At 73.2% G+C, this 21,505-nt stretch carries 16 protein-coding genes; 13 read left to right on the top strand and 3 right to left on the bottom strand.

Annotated elements, in window-relative coordinates:
* Positions 1-23 precede the first annotated feature (23 nt).
* From FB388_RS37665 to FB388_RS37650, 4 genes are all read left to right on the top strand, one after another.
* Positions 24-2,909: an arabinosyltransferase domain-containing protein gene (locus tag FB388_RS37665; RefSeq protein WP_142107405.1), complete on the top strand. Its 2,886-nt coding sequence runs from the start codon at positions 24-26 to the stop codon at positions 2,907-2,909.
* Between the two features lie 97 nt (positions 2,910-3,006).
* Positions 3,007-4,923, top strand: coding sequence for a glycosyltransferase (locus tag FB388_RS37660; RefSeq protein WP_142107404.1), 1,917 nt, complete (start codon positions 3,007-3,009; stop codon positions 4,921-4,923).
* 152 nt (positions 4,924-5,075) lie between these two features.
* The gene (locus FB388_RS37655) at positions 5,076-5,516 is read left to right on the top strand and encodes a hypothetical protein (RefSeq protein WP_142107403.1); all 441 of its coding nucleotides are present in this window, start codon (positions 5,076-5,078) and stop codon (positions 5,514-5,516) included.
* Positions 5,517-5,627: 111 nt separating this feature from the next.
* Positions 5,628-5,903, top strand: coding sequence for a helix-turn-helix domain-containing protein (locus FB388_RS37650; RefSeq protein WP_142107402.1), 276 nt, complete (start codon positions 5,628-5,630; stop codon positions 5,901-5,903).
* A gap of 3 nt (positions 5,904-5,906) precedes the next feature.
* Here FB388_RS37650 and FB388_RS37645 read toward each other — a convergent pair whose 3' ends face one another.
* Positions 5,907-7,913, bottom strand: coding sequence for a glycosyltransferase (locus FB388_RS37645; protein WP_142107401.1), 2,007 nt, complete (start codon positions 7,911-7,913; stop codon positions 5,907-5,909).
* 311 nt (positions 7,914-8,224) lie between these two features.
* Between FB388_RS37645 and FB388_RS37640 the strand changes: the two genes are divergently transcribed.
* The 7 genes from FB388_RS37640 (at position 8,225) to FB388_RS37610 (ending at position 15,847) form a co-directional block, all read left to right on the top strand.
* Complete coding sequence (locus FB388_RS37640) at positions 8,225-9,454, top strand: ROK family transcriptional regulator (RefSeq protein ID WP_142107400.1); 1,230 nt, start codon at positions 8,225-8,227, stop codon at positions 9,452-9,454.
* 214 nt (positions 9,455-9,668) lie between these two features.
* Positions 9,669-10,628, top strand: coding sequence for a TauD/TfdA dioxygenase family protein (locus FB388_RS37635; RefSeq protein ID WP_246122797.1), 960 nt, complete (start codon positions 9,669-9,671; stop codon positions 10,626-10,628).
* Positions 10,628-11,695, top strand: a complete 1,068-nt coding sequence (locus FB388_RS37630; protein WP_142107398.1) for an ABC transporter substrate-binding protein — start codon at positions 10,628-10,630, stop codon at positions 11,693-11,695. The genes FB388_RS37635 and FB388_RS37630 overlap by 1 nt, the downstream gene beginning before the upstream one ends.
* A complete protein-coding gene (locus FB388_RS37625) occupies positions 11,692-12,546 on the top strand; it encodes an ABC transporter permease (protein ID WP_142107397.1) in 855 nt (284 codons plus the stop codon). The genes FB388_RS37630 and FB388_RS37625 overlap by 4 nt, the downstream gene beginning before the upstream one ends.
* The gene (locus FB388_RS37620) at positions 12,522-13,241 is read left to right on the top strand and encodes an ABC transporter ATP-binding protein (RefSeq protein ID WP_142107396.1); all 720 of its coding nucleotides are present in this window, start codon (positions 12,522-12,524) and stop codon (positions 13,239-13,241) included. The genes FB388_RS37625 and FB388_RS37620 overlap by 25 nt, the downstream gene beginning before the upstream one ends.
* Positions 13,238-14,587: an LLM class flavin-dependent oxidoreductase gene (locus FB388_RS37615; protein ID WP_142107395.1), complete on the top strand. Its 1,350-nt coding sequence runs from the start codon at positions 13,238-13,240 to the stop codon at positions 14,585-14,587. The genes FB388_RS37620 and FB388_RS37615 overlap by 4 nt, the downstream gene beginning before the upstream one ends.
* A gap of 51 nt (positions 14,588-14,638) precedes the next feature.
* Positions 14,639-15,847 (top strand): MFS transporter, encoded by a 1,209-nt coding sequence (locus FB388_RS37610; protein WP_142107394.1) that lies wholly within the window; start codon positions 14,639-14,641, stop codon positions 15,845-15,847.
* A gap of 4 nt (positions 15,848-15,851) precedes the next feature.
* Here FB388_RS37610 and glf read toward each other — a convergent pair whose 3' ends face one another.
* Positions 15,852-17,042: a UDP-galactopyranose mutase gene (glf, locus tag FB388_RS37605; protein WP_211362465.1), complete on the bottom strand. Its 1,191-nt coding sequence runs from the start codon at positions 17,040-17,042 to the stop codon at positions 15,852-15,854.
* A gap of 128 nt (positions 17,043-17,170) precedes the next feature.
* On the opposite strand from glf, the gene FB388_RS37600 reads away from it, so the two are divergent.
* Complete coding sequence (locus FB388_RS37600; protein ID WP_142107392.1) at positions 17,171-19,117, top strand: DUF6541 family protein; 1,947 nt, start codon at positions 17,171-17,173, stop codon at positions 19,115-19,117.
* A gap of 17 nt (positions 19,118-19,134) precedes the next feature.
* Positions 19,135-20,769: a hypothetical protein gene (locus FB388_RS37595; protein ID WP_142107391.1), complete on the top strand. Its 1,635-nt coding sequence runs from the start codon at positions 19,135-19,137 to the stop codon at positions 20,767-20,769.
* On the opposite strand, the gene FB388_RS37590 is transcribed toward FB388_RS37595, so the two are convergent.
* Positions 20,770-21,495: a hypothetical protein gene (locus tag FB388_RS37590; RefSeq protein WP_142107390.1), complete on the bottom strand. Its 726-nt coding sequence runs from the start codon at positions 21,493-21,495 to the stop codon at positions 20,770-20,772.
* Between the last annotated feature and the right edge of the window lie 10 nt (positions 21,496-21,505).

Genomic DNA, 21,505 nt, shown 5'->3' with positions numbered 1-21,505 from the left:
CATCGCTCACCTAGGCTTCGCGCGTGCTCCCACGGTCGGATCCCGGCCCGCGCCGGGCCGCCGGCCTGTTCGGCCTGCTCACCGTGCTCGCGGCGGTGGCGTTCCCGCTCGCCCCGGTCGAGCAGCCCGAGGCCGTCTACTCCTGGACGGCCGCCGACGGCGACGCCGCGATCCCGCTGCTGCCCTACCAGCCCGTCCAGCTCACCGCGCGGACGAGCTGCACGACCGCGCGGGAGGCGCCGCCCGGCCAGGTGCTGCTGTCGACCGTGCCGCCGCGGCCGGACGTGGTGGGCGAGCCCCTGCGCGGGCTGCTGCTGACGGCGTCCGGCGGGGCGGTGCGGGTGGAGAGCGCAGGCGTCGACCTCGGCACGGCCGAGCTCCCGGGCGGTGACTGCACGCTGTCGGTCGTCTCCGACCCGGAACGGACCTCGGTGCTGGTCGACGACGAGCCGGCGCTCGTGCGGGACGGCGACGTGCGGCCCGACGTCGCCGGCGCCTTCTCCGACGTCCGCGCCGGTGTCGAGCTGCGCCTGTCCACCGATACCCGCTTCGAGACGACGATCTCGCCGCTGAAGGCCGTGATCGGCGCGGTCGGGGTGCTCGCGCTGCTCGGAATGCTCGTGGCGTTGCGGCGGGTCGGTCGGGCGCGCCGGGTCCGGCTGCTCCCGCGGCACTGGTGGCGGCCGCGGCCCGTGGACGGGGCGGTGGCCGCGCTGCTCGTCGGGTGGTGGGCCATCGGGCCCATCACCGTGGACGACGGCTACATCTCCGGCATCGTGCGCAGCACGGGCAGCAACGGGTTCGTCGGCAACGCCTACCGCTGGCTGAACGCGCCCGAAGCGCCGTTCAGCTGGTTCTACGACCTCTACTACCCGTGGTCGCTCGTCTCGTCCTCCACCCTCTGGATGCGGCTGCCGTCCACGCTGCTCGGCCTGCTGTGCTGGTGGTTGGTCTCCCGGCTGACGCTGCCCCGGCTCGGTCGCTTCGCCGGCCGGCGGTGGGTGCCGTGGTTCGCCGCGCTGGCCTTCGCCACCTGGTGGGTCCCGTTCGGGCTGGGGCTGCGGCCGGAACCGTGGGTCGCCGTGGGCGCGCTCGGGGTGTTCCTCGCCGTCGAGCGCACCCTCGCGACGGCGCGCCTGCTGCCGCTCGCCGTCGCGCTCGTGCTCGCAGGCGCGACGACAGCGGTGACGCCGGGCGGCCTGCTCGCGTTCACCCCGTTCCTCGCCGCAGCGCGTCCGCTGCTGACCCTGCTGCGCACCCGACGCGAGCTGCGTCCGCTGCCGCTGCTGGCCGTGCTCGCGGCCGCCGCGGTGTCGGCGGTGTTCCTGATGGTCCCCGACCAGAGCCTCGCCGGGATGCTGGAGGCCGTCCGGGTGCGGGCGGTGATCGGCGGCGGCCAGCCGTGGTTCGAGGAGACGATCCGGTACTCGCGCCTGCTCGACACCTCGTTCCAGGGCGCGATCGGCAGGCGGGCTGCGGTGCTGGGCACGCTGCTCGCCGCCGCTGGCGTGCTGTGGTCGCTCCGCCGCACGGCCGCGGGGATCGCAACGGGCCCGGCCCGCCGGCTCGTCATCGGGTTCCTGCTGGGCACGGCGGCGCTGACGCTGTCCCCGACGAAGTGGACCCAGCACTTCGCCGACCTCGCCGGCCAAGGGACCGCCGTGCTCGTGCTGGGCGCCGTCGTCGCGTCCGCGCCGCTGCGCGCCCGCCCGCGGGCGTTCGTCGCGGGTCTGGGGGCCACCACGGTCGTCGCGGCGATCGTGCTGGCGGGCTACAACCTCTGGCCCTACCAGGGCGCGTGGTTCACGCCGACGTTCAGCACCATCGCCCCGCGGATCATGGACATCCCACTGGCCACGATCGCGCTGGTGGCCGGGGCCGCGGTCGTCCTCCCACTGCTCGCGCGGTGGACCTGGCAGCGGGCGGTCGGCGATCCCGAGAGCCCACTCCCCCGCAGGATCCCGGCTCCCGCCCCCGTCTTCGCCGCCGTGCTGGTGGTGGTGCTGGCCGTGGAGGTGCTGATCGTCGTGCGGGTGGCGGCGGCGCACCGCGACAGCTACACGCTCACCTCGGACACGATCGCCACGCTGCGGGGCCACCCGTGCGGCCTGCAGGAGCGGCTGTCGGTGGAGACGGATCCCGCTGCCGGTGTGCTGCCGGTCGCCGACGGCTCGCCCGCCGGCACGCTCCCGGTCGACGTGGGCGGGCACACCGTTCCCGGCGTGCCGGTGGCCGGCCGGACCACCACCCCGTGGTTCACGCTCGACCCGCAGCAGCGGACGCAGGCCCTGCCCGTGGTCGTCACCACCTCCGGGCCGCTGCGGCCGAGCGACGGGCTGTACCTCGAGTTCGGCGATGCGAGGCAGGTGCTGGAGCGCAGGCGCATCACACCCGACCTGCCGGCCCAGGACGACATCCGCGAGCTCGCACCCACCGGAGCCACCGCGGTGCGGCTGGCGGTCGACGCGCCGGACACCACCCGGGCACTCGCGACGCTGCCGCGCGCCCCGCGGCTGACCCCGATGACCGACCTCCTGCCGCCCGGCACGAGCGCGCTCCTCGACTGGCCGGTGGCGTTCCTGTTCCCCTGCCTCACCCCGGAACCGCTGCCCGTCGGCACCGCTGCACTCCCCCGGTGGCGAGTGGGCCCACCCGCGGACAACACGGAGACGCACATCACCTACCAGCCGCAATACGGCGGACCCTTCGTCGCACCACGGCTGCTGATCACCGAACGGCGGATGCCCACCTACCTCGCCGGTGATCCACTCCGCGACGCCGGGCAGCTCTACCGCTGGCTCCCCATCGGGCCACTCGCCCGCCCCGAGCCGGTCGTCACCTGGCCCACCGTGGCCGGATGGCATCAGAACGGTCACCCCCGCGTGCCCGGAATCGACCCCGTCGGGTGACCCCCCGCGCCGTGGCCCGCCCCACCCGGCCCGCACAATGAGCCCCGGAAAGGTGAGCCCCGGAAAGGGCACCGACGACCGGAGGACGGCCGCGCGCATGCTTCGCACATCGGACAGCACGGATCGGGCCGCCACGCCCGCGACCGAGGAGCACCCGGATCGGCAGGCCGACCGGACCCCGGCCCGGCTGCTGGCGCAGCGCGGCCTGTTCTTCGGGCCGTCCGCCCTCGTGCCCGAGGACCTCTACTCGAGGGTCGAGCGGGGGGCCGCGCGCCGCGAGCGGGACCGGGTGACGCTCGCCCCCGGCTCGCTGGTGAACACCAACACCTACTTCGGGCGGTTCCACGCCACCTACTGGCAGCGCTGGACCGACATCGGCGAGGTCGAGGTCTCGGCAGTGGCCTCCGGCACCGGCCGGCTGCGGCTGATGGCCTCGGACACCAACAAGGTGTGGCGGATCGTCGCGGCCGTCGACGTGCGGGAGGGGGAGGCCACCACGGTGCGCCTCGTCGGCCCCGTCGACCGGTTCGTCGACGGCGGCGGCATGTGGCTGGAGATCGCCACCGAGATCGACGAGCTCACCGTCTCCGACGTGCGCTGGACCGTGGCCGCCGCCCGCGCGGTGCCGCCCACGGACATCGCCATCACCACCCACAACCGCGTCGACGACTGCCTCAACACGCTGCAGGCGCTCGCCCGCGACCCGGAGGCGCTCGAGCGCATCCGCACCGTGCACGTCGCCGACCAGGGCAGCGATCCCATCGAGTCCCGCGAGCGGTTCGGCGACATCGCGGCGGCGCTCGGCGAGCGCCTGAAGTACGTCCGCCAGCCCAACCTGGGCGGCTCGGGTGGGTTCGCCCGCGGCATGCTGCACTCCACGGACGGCGCACCGGACGAGCACGCCGACGTCCTGCTCATGGACGACGACGTGCTGCTCGAGCCGGAGCTCCTCGTGCGGCTCACGGCGTTCGCGGCCAGCACCCGGCACACGATGATCGTCGGCGCGCAGATGCTCAACCTGCTGCACCCCGGCCACCTGCACATCTCGGCCGAGTACGCCGACCCCGAGGTGCTGCTGATGGGGCTGAAGATGCCCGGCGCCCTCCGCGACGAGTACCTGCTCGGCACGGACGAGCTCGGCCTGCCGACCAACCAGGAGCGCCGGGTCGACACCGAGTACAACGGCTGGTGGTCCTGCCTGATCCCGGCCCCGGTGATCCGCGCGATCGGCTACCCGCTGCCGCTGTTCCTGCAGTGGGACGACATCGAGTACGGCTACCGGGCCCGTGCCCATGGTTTCCCCACCGTCTCCCTTCCCGGGGCCGGCGTCTGGCACGCCGACTTCGGCTGGAAGGACGGCGACGAGTGGCAGCGGTACTTCACCATCCGCAACGGCCTGATCATGGCCGCGCTGCACAGCGGCTTCTCGATCCGCCGGATCACCGGGCGGCTCGCGCAGCTGGTGTCGCACCAGCTCGTGGCCATGCAGTACGGGATGACGGCCACGCTGCTGCAGGCCGTCGAGGACTTCCTGGACGGGCCCGGCGTCCTCTCGGACGGCTCGGCCGGTGCCCTCGCGCGCGTCCGGGAGATCCGGAAGGCCTACCCCGAGACCGTGATGCACCCGATGTCCGAGTCGGGCGGCGAGTTCCACGAGCGGGCCGTGGTCCGGGCGGCCAACGAGCCCGGGTCCGAGACGCTCACGTTCCTGAAGCGGGCCGTGTACCACCTGGCCGGCCGCTCCGTGCACCGCAGCGGTTCGGTCCCCGCGGGCGACGCGCACTGGTGGCACGTGTCCCTCTTCGAGCGCGCGATCGTCACCGACATGTCCGAGCAGGGCTTCCGGGTGCGCACCCGCGACAAGCAGCTGGCCGTCCAGCTCGCCCGCCGGGCCGTCCACCTGCTGCGCCGCTTCGTGCGCGAGGCACCCGCCCTGCCCGCCCGCTACCGCGCGGAGCTGCCGCGCCTCACCAGCCGGGAGAACTGGGAACGGCTCTACGACCAGAAGGGCTGACCCCTCGCCCGATCAGCCGCCGACGTACTCCCTCGGAGTGCCGAGGAAGTGCTGATCTTGTTCCTGGTCCGACCTGTCGGACTCCGATTGAGTGATCACGTCCGCCGCCTGGACGGACGTGATCACCCAATCGCAACAGGAGCACAGAACAGATGCGCAACCTTGCACACCGGGCAGGTCGGCTCGCGATCGTCCCGGTACTGGCTGGCGCCACCATGTTCGGCGTGGCGACCCCGGCGGTGGCCGCACCCCCCGCCCCGCAGCCCGAGCCGGGGGTGTCGAAGGACTGCAGCGAAAGCGTCGGGGACGGGATCATCGTCTGCCTCGTCGTGGAGAAACCCGACCCGGAAACCACCCTCGTGTCCGCCGCCGTCGAATCCGCTTTCGGTGACCTGAAGGGCGCCATCGTGGTGCTCGAGGCGTGCGACAGCGAGAGATGCTCCGTGCAGGAGGTGGCCACCGGCGAGAACACCGCCGAGGTCCGCACGAAGCCGCAGGAGTGGGGCCGGGGCACCGGCTACTACCGTGCCAACGCCAGCATGGTGGGCCACCGGAACGACCTGCACTCCGGCGTGGTCCATCCCGGCTCGTGACCACCGATCGGCTGTCCGGGCTGCTCCGGACAGCCGAATTCGGTCGGCTCCAGCAACACCCCGCCCCCCGCGGCGATCTTCATAGAAGAGGAACAGGACTGGGGGGTCACTGTGACTGGCTTCGGGGAGCTGCTGCGCGATTCGCGGCTGCGGGTCGCGCTCACGCAGGAGGAGCTGGCCGAACGCGCCGGCATCAGCGTGCGGGCGGTGGGGAAGCTCGAATCAGGTGAGACGTGCCGGCCGCGGCCGGCGACCGTCCGGATGCTGGCCGATGCGCTCGGGCTCCGGGAGCCCGAGCGGACGCTGTTCACGTCGTCGGCGTTCGGCATCCGGCTGCTCCGCCCGCTCGGCGCGCGCCTGGTCGGCACGGGGAGCGGGGCGGGGTAGGGCTCACCGTCGGTCGAACACCTCGCGGGCCCACGCCTCACGGCTGGTCAGCTCCGGCAGCGCCGCCCGGTAGCGGCGCTGCAGGTCGGGCCACGCCTTGGCCACGCGCCGGTACTCCGTGACCGCGTTCCTGAGCATCGACCGGAACAGCGCCGGGTTGCGACGGCGGAACGTCACCCCGCGCCCGTCCGGGGTGGCGACGGTGGCGGAGTCGAGCCGCGACAGGACGAACCACTGCGCGTGCCGGGCCGGGACGTTGCGCTGGGGCACCGCCTGGTGGCCGGGGTCGGGGGCGCGCAGGTTGTGCAGCACGCCCTGCGCGAGCCCCTTCACGGCGGCGACCTTGCCGGACGGCGGATCCGGGAACACCTGGGCCGACAGCGCGTCGAGGTCGGAGAGCGGCACCTGCGTGGCCGAGTCGAGCGGTCGGCCGTCGTCGTACTCGGCGCGCTTGGCGCGGATCTCGCCAAGCACGGTGGGCAGCTTCGGGAAGAGGTGCTCGGGGCCGGACAGGAAGTCGCGCAGCGCCATCTCCTGCAGCGCAACGGCCGAGTACTCCAGCAGCAGCAGGTGGCGCAGCGTGCGCTTGAGCGTGTCGCGCAGCAGCGCGGTGGGGTTGTCGGGCCCGTGCAGCGCGGCCGCGACGAACCGGTTGCGGTAGTGGAAGTAGGCCTGCCAGTCGCTCGTGTCGTCCTTCTCGAGGAACGACATGTGCCAGATCCCGATGCCGGGCACGGTGGCCGTCCGGTAGCCCTTCGCACGGGCGCGCAGCCCGTACTCGGCGTCGTCCCACTTGATGAACAGCGGCAGCGGCATACCGACGTCCTCGGCGACCACGCGCGGGATCAGGCAGGTCCACCAGGCGTTGTAGTCGACGTCGGTGCGCCGGTGCAGCCACGGCGTCTGGCGCAGCGGCTGGTCGGCGAGGTCGTGGTGCGGCTCGGTGCCGGGCGCGTTGCGCCACAGGAACGTGCCGCGGTCGATGACCTCGCCCATCGTCGAGAGCTGCGAGCGGGCCTGCAGCGACAACATCTGCCCACCGACGAGCATGGGTGAGCGGGAGTAGCGGGAGAACGCGACGGCCCGCAGCACCGAGTCGGGCTCGAGCAGGATGTCGTCGTCCATGTAGAGGATCTGCTCGCAGTCGGTGTGCTCGAGCGCCTCGTACATGATCCGCGCGTAGCCCCCGGACCCGCCGAGGTTGGGCTGGTCGATGATCCTCAGCTTGTCGCCGAGCGCAGCGGCGGCCTGCTCGAAGCCCGGCTCGTCGCGCACCTTCCTGGTGCCCTGGTCCGGGATGATCACGGCGGTGATCGCGTCCCGCACGAGCGGGTCCTCGCCGAGGGCGGTGAGGGTCGCCACGCAGTCGGCGGGGCGGTTGAACGTGGGCGTGCCCACGGCCACCGCGGCCCGGCCCGTGGGCTCGTCGGCGGCGTACCAGCCGCCCGCGTGCAGGACGAGCTCGCCCTCGTCGGTGGTGAGGTCGAACCAGTACCACCCGCCGTCCTCGAAGGGCCGCAGGTCGAGTGGCATGTCGATCTCTTGGACGCCCGACACCACGACGCCCCGCTCGAAGATCGTGGAGCCGTCGGACTTGGTGCGGTAGACGTCCACCCGGCCGTCCCCCTGGAGGGACAGCTTCAGGTGCACCTCGGTGAGCCGGCTCCACCGGCGCCAGTACCCCGCCGCGAACGCGTTGAAGTAAGCGGCGAAGGAGACCTCGCTCTGCTCCGGCACCACCGCCGACGTCCGGGACGTGGCACGCAGCCTGCGCGCGGTGACCCCGGAGCCACCGAGGCTCACCTTCTTCAGGACCTCACCACCGGCCACGTCCGGCACCGTGGTGAGCCGGATGCCCGTCCGCTCGTCGAGGTAGAGCGCGCGGACGCTCATCGGGTCGCCCGTACGCGGCAGGATCACCCGCTGCAGCAGGTGGCCCTCCGGCGGGGGCGGCGTCGCACCGCGGCGGCGCGCCGGCTTCGGGCGGGGCGGCGTCTCGGAGATCGTCATCGCGGAGCGTCCTGTGTCGTCGAGGGCCGTGCACATGTGCGTGCGTACTCAGCGCCCGAGGGTAGCGACGGCGCGTCAGGATGCTCGCCGGTGGGGCGCGCCGCCGGTGTGTCACAGGTCATGGCGTCCCACCTGCTCGTCGGGGAGGATCGGCGGCGTGTCCCCGGCCGCGACGTTCCGGGCGCGCCGCCACGTCGACCTCCGTCGGCAGGCGAGCGCGCTCTGTGCCGTCCCCGCCGCACGGGCCTGACGCACTCGCAGGCGCCCGCGCGGCCACGCCGCCCGCACCTCGCTCGACGGCAGGGACGTCCATGCCCACCACCCTCCTCGCGTCCCCCCACGACGGCCGGTCCCGGCCGCTCGACACCGGCGACGGCCGGCGGGGCCAGAACGCGGCCGCCGTTCTCCGCGCCGTGCTCGACCAGGGGCCCGTCGCGCGCAGCACCATCGGCCGGGTCACGGGCCTGAGCGGCGCCGCGGTGAGCCGCCAGCTCGCCGAGCTCGCCGACCTGCGGCTCGTCCGCGAACGGCCGGTCCGCGCCCAGCGACAGGCTGTCGGCCGCCCGCACGTACCGGTCGACATCGACGTCCGCCACCACGTCGCAGCCGGCGTGCACATCGCCGTGCTGCACAGCACGCTCGTCCTCATGGACCTGCGCGGACGCGTGCTGGCCGAGGAGCGCGTGCCGCACGGCCCGGACCGGTCACCGCCCACGGTGTTCGCCGACCTGGCCAGGCGCACGGCCGCGTTCCTCGATGCGCACGGGGCCGGCCGCAGGCCACTGGGCGTCGGCGTGGCCACCGGGGGCTGGGTGGATCCGGCGCGCGGTGTGGTGGTCCGCCACCGCGGGCTCGACTGGCGGGACGTCCCGGTGGGGCCGCTGCTCGGGGAGCGGCTGGGCCTGCCGGTGAGCGTCGACGGCCACGCCCGCGCGTTGGCACACGCCGAGCAGCTGTTCGGCGACGAGCGCGAGCGGGCGCGCTCGAGCCTCGTGCACCTGTTCGTCGGCAACGTCGTCGACGCGGCCATCGCCACCGGTGGGTCCGTCCACGAGGGTCCGAACGCGGCCGCGGGGCACGTCAGCCACCTCCCGGTGGGTGGGGACGCGCCCTGCTCCTGCGGCCGTCGCGGCTGCCTCGCGGCCACCGCAGCTGAGCGGGCCGTCGCGGGACGAGCCGTTGCGGCGGGCCGGCTGCGGACGCCCCGCTTCGCGGACGTCCTCGCAGCCCTCGATGCGGACGAGCGGTGGGCGCTGGACCTCCTCCGCGATCGCGTACGGGTCGTCGGCCGCGCGGCGGCCCTCCTGCTCGACGTGATCAACCCCGAGGTGCTGGTCGTGTGCGAGGCCGGCACGGCCCGCAGGCCCGAACTGCTCGCCGACCTGCGCGCGGAGGTGGCTCGCCACTCGCACCGCGGCGGCGAGGTGGCCCGCAGGGTGGTCGCCGGTTCGTTCGGCACGCGGGCGCTCGGGGTCGCGGCCGGCTCGGTGGTGCTCCGCGAAACCTACGATCGCCCCCTGGAACTAGCTGCGCGTATTTAATTGCAGTCGTCCGAAAATTGACTTCGGGCGTCCCGCCACTCACGATGTTCGACATGAGCGCACACGTTCTGAGCAGGGCATGTCGCCCCTGCTGCGCTCTCTGTCGCTGATCGCGGCCACTTCCCGAGATTCTCCCCCGGACTGTCCGGACAATTTGTCCGGCAATGGTCCGCGCATTTCTCCCGAGAATTTTCGAACCAACGAGAGGACCATCGTGACCATCGCACCAGAACGCACCGGGCTGACCATCCGCCCGGTCGCGGGCCACATCGGCGCAGACGTGTCCGGCGTCGACCTGACCGACCCGCTCGACCCGGGCACGGTCGAAGGGCTCACCGCCGCGCTGCACCGCCACAAGGTGCTCTTCTTCCGCGGCCAGGAGCTGGACCACGCCGCGCAGATCCGGTTCGGCCGCGTGTTCGGCGAGCTGACCTACGCGCACCCGCACGACGACGCCCCGCCGGAAGGCAACCCGGAGATCTTCACGATCGACCCCGAGCGTTACAAGCAGCGCTACGGCGACGACTACGCCACGCGCCGCCGCAAGTACAGCTACGTCGCAGGCTGGCACACCGACGTCACGGCCGCGGTGAACCCGCCGGCCGTCTCCGTCCTGCGTGCCGACGTCGTACCGGAGGTCGGTGGCGACACGACGTGGACGAACCTCGCCGCCGCCTACGCGGGCCTGTCGGAACCGGTGCGGCGGTTCGTCGACGGGTTGCGCGCCGAGCACCGCTACGGCGGGGGCGAGGCCCCGAAGGGCGGTTCGAGCTACGCGCGCCGCGTGAACGACAACCTGCTCGTCTCGATCCACCCCGTGGTGCGGGTGCACCCCGCCACCGGCGAGCGCGCGCTCTTCGTGAACCCCGGTTTCACCAGCCACATCGTCGATGTCGAGCCCCGGGAGAGTCGGGCGATCCTCGACCTGCTCTACGCCGAGATCACGCGGCCCGAGTACACGGTGCGGTTCCGGTGGGAGCGGGGCAGCGTGGCCGTCTGGGACAACCGCGCGACCGCGCACCTCGCCCCCGCCGACCTCGACCACCTCGACGTGCGCCGCACCCTGCACCGCGTCACGGTGATCGGGGACCGGCCGGTGGGGCCGGACGGGTTCGAGTCGCAGATCGTGGCGGGTCGCCCGTTCACCGCCGACCACGCGGTGGTCGTGGACTGATGGCCCGCCTGCGACGCGGCTGGGCCGCGGTGGTGGGGGTCCTCCTGCTCACCGCATGCGCCGGCCCCACCGGGGCCGCCGAGCTGGACGCGGCCACGCCCCTGCCCACCGAGGTGCCCCCGGGCACCACGCTCGTCGTCGCCGACCAGTCGGAGGCCCAGCAGGTGGCGCTGCGCGCCTCCGGCGAGCTGGAACGGCTGCCGTTCACCGCCGAGTTCGCCAACTTCACGGGCGGTCCGGCGATCCTGGAGGCCTTCCGGGCCGGCGCGGCCGACGTGGCCAGCGTCGGCGACACCCCGCCGATCCAGGCCCTCGTGGCCGGCGAGGACGTCCCGATCATCCTCGCGCGCCGCACCGACCCGTCGAGCACGCGGCTCGCCGTGGCTCCCGGCGTCGGCGCCCGCACGCTCGCCGACCTGCGCGGCAAGCGGATCGCCTACGCCGAGGGAACGGCGCAGCAGGTGATCGTGCTGCGATCGCTGGAGAAGGCCGGCCTGACGACCGCCGACGTCGAGCTGGTGCGCCTGCAGCTCGGCGAGTTCAACGACGCGGTCCGCACCGGGCAGGTGGACGTCGCACCGCTGAACGAGCCCCGGCTCACCCGGTTCCTCGCTGACGCGGGCCCGCGGGGCGGCGGGGTCATCGACCCGGCCGAGACCGCCGGCACCTCGTCCGGGCTCAACTACATCTACGCCCGGCGCGAGGCGCTGCAGGACCCCGCGAAGGCGGCTGCGCTGCGGGCCTACGTCCAGCACTACATCCGCTCGCAGCAGTGGATCAACGACCACCGCGAGGAGTGGATCCAGACGTACTACGTGGAGAACCAGGGGATCTCGGCCGAGGACGGCAGGCGAATCGTCGACTCGCTCGGCACGGTCACGTTCCCGCGCCTCGACGACACGGTGGTGCGGGCCCAGCAGGCCACCATCGACGTGATCGACCGGGCGGGCGAGCTGCCCCGGAAGGTGCGCGCGGCCGACGGGTTCGACCTGCGCTTCACCGACGTCGTCGCCGAGGCGGTGCCGGCAGCGGGGGCGTCGTTCGGCCCGGAGGTGGCGGTCCGATGACCGAGCTCTCGCTCGCCACGTCCCGCGAGCGCGCCGAGCCGGCGGTCGCGGAGCTCACCCCGCGACCGCGCAGGCGCCGCCGGCTCGGCCCCGGTCGCACCTCGGCCCGTGGCCTCGCCGTCGGGCCGCTGCTGCTGCTCGCCGCGTGGACCGTCGGGTCGGCCACCGGGCTCGTCGACCCGGCAACGCTGTCCCCGCCCTGGACGGTGGTCACCACCTCCGCAGAGCTGATCGCCGACGGCCGGCTGCAGTCGAACCTGCTCACCTCCGTGCAGCGGGCGGCGATCGCGCTCGTGCTCGGCGTCGGCATCGGGGTGGCGATCGCGCTCGTCGCCGGCCTGTCCCGGGTCGGTGAGGCGATCGTCGACGGGCCGGTGCAGATCAAGCGAGCCGTTCCCACGCTCGCGCTCATCCCGCTCGCGATCATCTGGTTCGGGATCGGCGAGGAGATGAAGATCATTATGATCGCGCTGAGCGTGTTCGTGCCGATCTACATCAACACCCATGCCGCGCTGCGCGGCGTCGACATGCGGTTCGTCGAGCTCGCCGAGAGCGTCGGGCTGTCGCGCACGCAGTTCGTGCGCCGGGTCGCCCTGCCCGGTGCGCTCCCCGGCTTCTTCACCGGGCTCCGGCTCGCGGTCACCGTCTCCTGGACGGCACTCGTCGTCGTCGAGCAGGTCAACGCGACCAGCGGGATCGGCTACCTCATGACCCAGGCCCGCACGTACGGGCAGACCGAGATCATCGTCGTCGGCCTGGTCGTCTACGCCGTGTTCGGGCTGGTCGGCGACCTCGTCGTGCGCGCAGCGGAGAGGAGGGCGCTGTCGTGGCGACGCTCGCTGGGCAGCTGACCGCCGTGCGGGCCCGTGGCCTCACCCGGGGCTTCGACGGCCGCGCGGTGCTCGACGGCGTGGACCTGGACATCCGGGAGGGCGAGTTCGTCGCGCTGCTCGGCCGCAGCGGCTCCGGGAAGTCGACACTGCTGCGCGCCCTCGCCGAGCTCGACGACGGGGTCGCGGGGTCCGGCGAGCTGGAGGTGCCCGCCGAGCGCGCGGTCGTGTTCCAGGACTCGCGGCTGCTGCCGTGGGCCCGGGTGCTCGACAACGTCGTGCTGGGCCTCGGCGGCGCTGACGCGCGCGACCGCGGCCGTGCGGCGTTGGCCGAGGTGGGCCTCGCGGGCCGGGAGCGGGCGTGGCCGAACGAGCTGTCCGGCGGGGAGCAGCAGCGGGTCGCGCTGGCCCGGTCGCTCGTGCGCGAGCCGGCCCTGCTGCTCGCCGACGAGCCGTTCGGCGCACTCGACGCGCTCACCCGGATCAAGATGCACCACCTGCTGCGCGAGCTGTACGACCGGCATCGCCCGGCGGTGCTGCTGGTCACGCACGACGTCGAGGAGGCGGTGACGCTGGCCGACCGCGTGCTGGTGCTCGACGCTGGCCGCGTCGTCGTCGACCGGCCGATCCCCCTCGACCGTCCCCGCCACGCCGCTGATCCGCAGTTCGTGGCGCATCGCGAGTTCCTGCTCATCGCACTCGGAGTGGACCGATGACCCGACGACAGCTCTCCCTCAACGCCTTCATCTACCCGGCGGGGCACCACGAGGCCGCGTGGCGGCATCCGACGAGTGCCGCCGAGCGGATCTACGACGCCGCCTACTACCAGGAGATCGCCCGCACCGCCGAGGCCGGGACGCTCGACGCGGTGTTCTTCGCCGACGGCCCGGCCCTGCAGGGCGACATCACCCACAACGCCGTCGGCAGGCTGGAGCCGATCACCCTGCTGACCGCCATCGCCGCGGTCACGGAGCGGATCGGGCTGATCGCCACCGCGTCCACCACCTACTACGAGCCGTACAACCTGGCGCGCCTGTTCGGCTCGCTCGACCACATCTCCGGTGGCCGGGCCGGCTGGAACATCGTCACGACCGGCAACGACGCCGCGGCGGCGAACTTCGGGCTGGACGCACACCCGACCCACGCGGAGCGGTACGCCCGGGCCCGCGAGTTCGTGGACGCCGTGGTGGCGCTGTGGGACAGCTGGGAGGACGACGCCGTCGTCCTCGACCGCGCCGCGGGGATCTACGCGGACCGCTCGAAGATCCACGAGATCGGGCACGCCGGCCGGTACGTGCGGGTGAAGGGACCGTTCAACCAGCCGCGTCCCCCGCAGGGCCACCCCGTTCTGGTGCAGGCGGGCGCGTCCAACGACGGGCGGGCGTTCGCCGGGCGGTACGCCGAGGCGATCTTCACCGCGCACCAGCGCCTCGCCGACGCGCAGGCGTTCTACGCCGACATCAAGCAGCGGGCCGCACGGATGGGCCGCCGGCCCGAGCACGTGAAGATCCTGCCCGGGATCAGCCCGTTCATCGCCGGCACCGAGGCGGACGCCCGTGCGCTCGAGCGGGAGTTCAACGAGCTGACCGTGCCCGCGTACGGGTTGCGGCAGCTCGAGCGCATGACCGGCACCGCGCTCGGCCACCTCGACCTCGACGGCCCGGTGCCGGTCGAGCTGTTCGCCGACGCGGGGGACGTCACCGACAACGGCCGCAGCCGCCTGCAGGTCGTCGCCGGCATCGTGGAGCGCGAGCGCCCGACCGTCCGGGGGCTGCTGCACCGGCTGGCGGGCGCACGCGGTCACCGGGTGTTCGCGGGCACGCCGGAGCAGGTCGCCGACACGATCGAGGACTGGTTCACCTCGGGCGCGGCCGACGGCTTCAACGTGATGCCGCCGTACTACCCCGGCGGGCTCGAGGTCTTCGTCGACACGGTCGTGCCGATCCTGCGTGAACGCGGGCTCTTCCGCAGCGAGTACACCGGACGCACCCTGCGCGACCACTTCGGGCTGCCGCGGCCCGAGAACCGGTTCGCGGGGCGCACCGAGGTGGCCGCCGTATGAGGTAGCTTGCTTGACGGCAAGCAACACTCACATGCTCGGAGGGCACGGGTGATGTCCGAGGCGGGACCACTTCGGCGCCTCGCCGTCCCGGTGTTCCTGCCCGCCGCGGTGTTCGGCGTCGGTCAGGGCGCCGCGATCCCGGTGGTGGCGCTGCAGGCCCGGGAGCTCGGGGCGTCGGTGGGCGGTGCGGGCCTGGTCGTGGCCCTGCTCGGGCTCGGCATGGTGCTCGGCGACCTCCCCGCGGGGCGCATCGTCACCCGCATCGGCGAGCGGTCGGCCGTGCTGCTGGGGAGCGGGATCGGGGCCGTCGGGGCGGCGCTCTGCCTGCTGTCCTGGACGCCGGTGGTGCTCGGGATCGGTGTCGGGATGTACGGCATCGCGAGCGCGGTGTGGGCGCTCGCCCGGCAGGCCTACATCATCGAGACGGTGCCGGTCGAGCTCCGGGCACGGGCGCTGTCGGCGATGGCCGGGCTGAGCCGGCTGGGCACGCTGATCGGACCGTTCCTCGGGGCAGCCGTCGTGTACCTGCTCGGCCCGCGGGGCGGCTTCCTCGTGGAGCTGGTGGCCGTGGTCGTGGCCGGTGCCCTCATGGCGGGCATGCGGGCGGTCGAGTCGGACCGCGGCGGCGGTCGGCCCGCCCACAGCCTCCTGAAAGTGCTGGTCGCCCACCGGCGGGTGCTGGGCACGCTCGGCGTGAGCGCCCTCGTCATGGGCGCATCGCGGGCCTCGCGCACCGCCGTGCTTCCGCTGTGGGCCGACCACATCGGCCTGGACGCGACCACCACCAGCCTGCTGTTCGGCGTCGGGGCGGCGGTCGACGTCGCGTTGTCCTACCCGGCGGGACGGTGGATGGACCTGCGCGGCCGCCGTCCCGTCGCCGTCGGCTCGCTCGTCACGTTCGCCGCAGCGCACGTGGCGCTACCGCTCACGGGCAGCGTGCTGGCGCTCGGTGCGGTCGCCGTCCTCATGGGCGTCGCCAACGGGCTGAGCAACGGCCTGATCATGACGCTCGGCGCCGACGCGGCGCCGGAGGACGGGCGTGCCGAGTTCCTGGGCGCCTTCCGCCTGTGCCACGACTCCGGCTCGCTGATCGGACCGCTGGCGCTCGCCGCCGTCGCCGCGGTGGCCACCCTGGGCGTGGGCTCCGTCGCGCTCGGGGCGCTCTCGGCGCTGGGCGCGGCCGGCATGGCGCGGTGGGTGCCCCGGCGCCCGGTCCGCGCTCGACCCGGCACGGGCGAGGTCCGGGGCGGGCACCGCTGAGCGGTCAGTCCTCGGATTCCGTGCCCGAGAGCGCCTTGCCGTCGGTGAAGTAGGGGCGCAGGCGGTTGTCGAACATCGTCAACGCCGAGCCGATCGCCATGTGCATGTCGAGGTACTTGTACGTGCCCAGCCGGCCGCCGAACAGCACGTTCCCGTTCGCGGTCTCCTTGCGGGCGAGGTCGCGGTAGCGCTGCAGCTTCGCGCGGTTGTCCTGGCTGTTGATCGGGTAGTAGGGCTCGTCGCCGGACTCCGCGAACCGGGAGTACTCGCGCACGATCACCGTCTTGTCCGTGCGGTAGTCCCGCTCGGGGTGGAAGTGGCGGAACTCAAGAACGCGGGTGTAGGGCACCTCTGCGTCGTTGTAGTTGATGACAGGCGCGCCCTGGAAGTCGCCGGTCTCGACCACCTCCTGCTCGAAGTCGAGCGTGCGCCAGCCCAGCTCGCCCTCCGAGAAGTCGAAGTAGCGGTCCAGCGGGCCGGTGTACACGGTGGGCGTGCCCGCCGGGATCTGGTCGCGCACCTCGAAGTAGTCGACGTCGAGGCGCACCTCGATGTTCGGGTGGTCGGCCATCTTCTCGAGCCACGCCGTGTAGCCGTCGACGGGAAGACCCTCGTACTTGTCGTTGAAGTAGCGGTTGTCGAACGTGTACCGGACCGGCAGCCGCGTGATGATCGACGGGTCGAGCTGCGTGGGGTCGGTCTGCCACTGCTTGGCGGTGTACCCCTTGATGAACGCCTCGTAGAGCGGGCGACCGATGAGCGAGATCGCCTTCTCCTCGAGGTTCTTCACGTCCTTCGCGTCGATCTCGCCCGCCTGCTCGGCGATGAGGGCGCGGGCCTCGTCGGGGGTGTGCGAACGGCCGAAGAACTGGTTGATCAGCGCCAGGTTCATGGGGAACGCGTAGACCTGGTCGCCGACGCGCGCGAAGACGCGGTGCTGGTAACCGGTGAACTTCGTGAAGCGGTTGACGTACTCCCACACCCGCTCGTTCGAGGTGTGGAACAGGTGGGCCCCGTAGCGGTGGATCTCGATGCCCGTCTCGGGCTCGACCTCGGAGTAGGCGTTGCCACCGATGTGCGAGCGGCGCTCGAGCACCAGCACCCGCTTGTCCAGCTCCGTGGCAGCCCGCTCGGCCACGGTGAGGCCGAAGAAGCCGGAGCCGACGACGACGAGGTCGTATCCCGCGTAGGTCACGCCACCCGAGGGTAGTGGGCGCCCCACTGCGGCCCGACCCTGGCATCACCCGGGCGTCATCCACGGACGTGTAGGTTCTCGCCGGTTGCCGTTGATCCGGCGACGGCGGCGATCCGGGGGTTCGGCAGGTGGGAGCAGGCGCGCAGGTGGTGGCGCTGTACGTGCTCACCCTCTGGGTGCCGGGTCTCGTGCTCGGCGGCCTCGCCGGCCTGCGCGGCTGGACGCTCGCCGCAGCGGCCCCGCTCCTCACCTACGCCGTCGCCGGGTTGTTCGGGCCGATCTTCTCCGCGATCGACATCGCCTGGTCGCCCACGAGCGCCGGGCTGCTCCTCGTGGTGCTCTCCGCCGGGGCGGTGCTCGCGCGTTTCGGGATCCGGCAGCGGTTCGGCCCTTCCGACCGCTCGGGGCCGCCGGTGTGGGCGCTCTGGGTGCACGCCAGCGTGGCCGCGGCGCTCGGCGCCGTCGTCGTGTTCGGCGCCACCGTGATCTGGTCGGGACTGGGGCAACTGTCCGCGATCCCCCAGGACTGGGACGCCGCGTTCCACGCCAACGGCATCCGGTGGATCGCCGACACCGGCGACAGCAGCCTCGTCGGGATGGCCAAGGTCAACTGGTACGAGAACGGCGTCGAGGTCTTCTACCCGAACGCCTACCACCTGGTGGCCGCGGTGGTCCTGCGGATCACCGGCGCGGACGTCCCCACCGTCCTCAACGCGCAGACCGTGCTGCTGCCCGGGATGGGCGCGCTGACCATCGTCGCGCTGGTGTACCGCTTCCGCGGCCGAGCCGTGCTCGCCGTGGCCGCTGCCGCCTGCAGCGTCGCGTTCACCTCGTTCTACGACATGCTGTGGCGGGGCCCGCTGCTGCCGTTCGTCACCGGCGCCGTGCTGATGCCGCTGGCCGCGGTGCTGCTGCTGGACGTCCTCGACGCGAGGGGCCTGCGCCAGATCGGCCGCGGGCTGCTGTTCGGGCTCGGGCTGCTCGGCATGATCGCGCTGAACCCGGCCACGCTGTTCACCGCGGCGGTCTTCGTCATGCCGGCGATGGTGCAGCGCTGGGTGGGCCAACCCCGCCTGCTGCTGCGTGAGCCGATCGTCGTGCTCGCCGCGGGGGTGGTCGCCGCGCTGCTCGCGCTACCCCAGGTGCTCGGCTCGATCGGCAGCGCGTCCGGCGAGCCGGTGTACGACTGGCCGGCGGAGCTGACGCAGTCGGAGGCCTTCGGCGAGCTGCTGGCGTTCGCGCACGACGGCCTGCGCCCGCAGTGGTGGCTCGTGCTCGTCGTCGCCATCGGCATCGCGCGGGTGGGGCGGCTGGGCGCGCTGCGCTGGATCTTCGCGTCGGGGATCGCGTTCGGCACGATGTTCCTGCTCGCCGCGTCGTCGGACGAGACGTTCGTCAACACGATCACGCGACCGTGGTGGAACGACCAGTGGCGGCTCATCGGGCTGTGCGTCGTGCCCGTCGCCGTGCTGGCCGGGCACGGTGTCGCCGAGGCGCAGCGCAAGGTGGCCGACGGCATCAGGGCGCTCGCCGCGAAGGTCGAGGCCGGTCCGCCCGACCTGGTCGACCTCGCGGGGCGGCTCGTCGCCACCGGCCTGGTGCTGACGCTGTTCGTAATGACGAGCGAGTACCTCTACCTCGGCCGCAACGTGGCCCGGATGCGCCTGGCCGCCCCGGACGGGCCGGTCGTTTCGTCGCTGGAAGCCGACGCCATGCGCGTGCTCGCGACGCTGGTGCCGCCCGACCAGCGCGTGATGAACGACCGCGGCGACGGCTCGGCGTGGATGTACGCGATCGCGGGCGTGCACCCGGTCGCCGGTTTCTACAACTTCTCCGGCATCGGGCCCGACGCCCTGCTGCTCAACACGCGCTTCAACAGCTACCCGGTGGACCGCTCGGTGCGGGCTGCGGTCGCGCGCCTCGACGTCACGTACGTGATGCTCGGCCGGGGCTTCGTCCGCACCGACTGGCGCCGCGCCCCCGGGCTGCTCGGGCTGGAGAACGCCCCCTGGCTCCAGCCCGTCTACCGGAACAAGGACGCGGTCATCTACCGCATCAAGGCGCGGCCGGGCTAGGCCATACCCTTGCGGCCGTGTCCGCGCAAGCAGAGGCCGGTACGGGCGGGCTGGACCTGGCCGTCACCTCCCCGGCCCTCGACCCCCCCGGCCGGTTCGCGCGAGCCGCAACCGTCGCCGGCGAGGTCGTCGCCTGCGTGGGCGCCGCCATCGGCACGGTGGCGCTGAGCAGCTCCGTCGAGGTCGACCCGCTGGACCGGCTCGGCCAGGTGAGCGGCCTCGCCGCGCTCGACCTGCGGTTCGTCCTGCTCGGGCTGGCGGTGCTCGCGGCCTGTGTCGCGACGGCACGGCACCCACGGGCGTTCAACGTGGTCAGCCGCCTGGCGTGCGCCGCCGTCGCCGGGCTGGCCACCGGGCTGGTCGCGGGCGGGATCGTGCTCGCGCTGCACGGCACGACGTGGGCGCTCTTCGCGAACTGGGGCGACTCCGGCCAGCTCATCCGCTGGGCCGACGACATCCTCGCCGGCCGGCCGATCCCGCCCGACTACCCGCCCGTGGCGCTGCACCTGATCGCCCGCTGGGCCGAGCTCACCGGCGACTCGACGGCGGGCGCCCTGCGCACCTCGCAGGCGGTGGGCACGGCGCTGTTCGGGCCGATCGCCTACCTGTCGTGGCGGCTCGTGCTGACGCCCGTGTGGGCCCTCGCCGTTGCGCTCGTGGCGGGGATGCCGCTGCTGGAGCCGTACAAGCCGTACACCACGGTGGTGCTGGTCGCCCTCGTGCCGCTGCTCATCGCGTTCCTGCGGCTGCTCCGCCGTGCCGACACCCTCACGTGGACGCGCCTCGCGGTCGCAGGCGCCGCGGCTGGCGTGGCGCTCGGGGCGCTGTTCAGCGTCTACTCCGGCTGGTTCCTCTGGTCCGCGCCGGGTGCGCTGGTCGCCGTGCTCGTCCGGTTCCCGAGGCGCGCGCCGGTGCGCGGGCTCGCGCTGCTCGGGGTGACGGTGGCCGGCCTGGTCGCGGTGGCGTGGCCGCACCTGTTCGGCGCGATCGCCGCCGCGGGCAAGGTGCAGGACCGCTACTTCTACTTCGACACCGCCGTCGAGCCCGCGTACATCGCGATGTGGCGCAACGACCTGCCCGGCAACGTCGGCCCGTGGCCACCACCCGGCGAGCTCGCGGGCGTCGGGGTGTTCACGGTGTTGCTGGTGGTCGGCCTCGGCGTCGCCGTCGCGGTGGCCGGCCGGCGGACCGCGGTGCTCACCACGGGTGCGCTGCTGGCCGGGGCGTGGATCCTGCGGCTCGCGATCGCATCGCAGATGTACGAGACCCAGACCGTGCAGCTCTACCCGCGCACGACCGCCGAGATCCTCTTCTGCCTGCTGCTCATGGCCGTCCTCGCGGCCCGCTACGGCGGCCGACGCGTGCAGGACGCCTGGCGGGCGCGCGCCGCCGCCGGCAACGGCCGCGTTCCGCGGAACGCGATGCCGCTCATCGGCGCACTGAGCGCAGCGCTGCTGCTGGCGCTCTCGATGGGCTCCGCCACCGCCGACCGCTACCTCCCCCGCAACGACGGGTCGGTGGGGCTGCTGGCGTACGTGGCCCAGCACGTGCGGCAGCCGGACGGGCGGTGCCCGGTGTTCAGCGGGGCGAACGGGTGCGCGCCGGATCCGGGGGCGTTGTTGCGAGGTGAGTGGCCGCCGCAGGCTCCTTGATCACCGCTGCGGCGCCACACCCCATCCCATGGCCGAGAGCCGGCGGATAGCGGCCTCGACATCCGCGCGGCCCGCGGCGTCCCCCTCGATCCACGGTGACCAGTTCTGCCACCACTCGAGAGACATCGACCCGGCGTCGTTGACGATCCGAACCCGGAACGGGACCGTATCGGAGTTCCCGGCGAGCGGACCGGCCACCCAGAAGTCGTCTCCGATCCGCTCGACGGGATAGCGGATCACGCCGGCTCCCTCCGACACCGACAGCGCGTCGCCGTCGGGTTCGACGCCGCGGCCGGTCGCCCCGGGAAGGCGGGCTCGGACCGCGGCGACGATCAGCTCGCTCCACCCGGTCGTGGTGCCAGGCTGCGAGCAGTGCGGATCGGCGAGGAGATCGGCGAACCAGCCCAGGACGGCGGCCCGGTCGAGCCGCGCAGCCCGAGAGACCACCAGCCTGTTCCAGACGTCCGGGATTGCGACCGCTTCGGGAACTGCGGCACGACGCAGCTGGTGAAAGGGGGTGGCCGGCCGCGGCTCGTCGAGCGGGTAGCCGAACTCGGCGTGACAGCATCGGAGTGCGACGTTCACCGCGAGCGGTTCGAAGAGACCGTCCGCCAAGGCGAAGAGCGTGTCCACGGCGATCTCGGCGTACCCCAGCTCGTCGTCGACGTGATCCGGGACCTCGATCTCAGCGGACGTGAGGCCTCGCCCCCTGCTACGGATCCTCACATCGGCCACG

The sequence above is a fragment of the Pseudonocardia cypriaca genome (assembly GCF_006717045.1).
In the GTDB taxonomy this organism is placed as follows: Bacteria; Actinomycetota; Actinomycetes; order Mycobacteriales; family Pseudonocardiaceae; genus Pseudonocardia; species Pseudonocardia cypriaca.
This window is presented reverse-complemented; position numbering and strand designations above follow the sequence as displayed.

Bases quoted from the DNA above. Each gene is read 5' to 3' on its own strand.
- FB388_RS37655 (WP_142107403.1), top strand. From the start codon at position 5,076: ATGCGCAACCTTGCACACCGGGCAGGTCGGCTCGCGATCGTCCCGGTA.
- FB388_RS37610 (WP_142107394.1), top strand. From the start codon at position 14,639: ATGTCCGAGGCGGGACCACTTCGGCGCCTCGCCGTCCCGGTGTTCCTG.
- FB388_RS37645 (WP_142107401.1), bottom strand. From the start codon at position 7,913: ATGACGATCTCCGAGACGCCGCCCCGCCCGAAGCCGGCGCGCCGCCGC.
- FB388_RS37640 (WP_142107400.1), top strand. From the start codon at position 8,225: ATGCCCACCACCCTCCTCGCGTCCCCCCACGACGGCCGGTCCCGGCCG.
- FB388_RS37625 (WP_142107397.1), top strand. From the start codon at position 11,692: ATGACCGAGCTCTCGCTCGCCACGTCCCGCGAGCGCGCCGAGCCGGCG.
- FB388_RS37615 (WP_142107395.1), top strand. From the start codon at position 13,238: ATGACCCGACGACAGCTCTCCCTCAACGCCTTCATCTACCCGGCGGGG.
- FB388_RS37630 (WP_142107398.1), top strand. From the start codon at position 10,628: ATGGCCCGCCTGCGACGCGGCTGGGCCGCGGTGGTGGGGGTCCTCCTG.
- FB388_RS37660 (WP_142107404.1), top strand. From the start codon at position 3,007: ATGCTTCGCACATCGGACAGCACGGATCGGGCCGCCACGCCCGCGACC.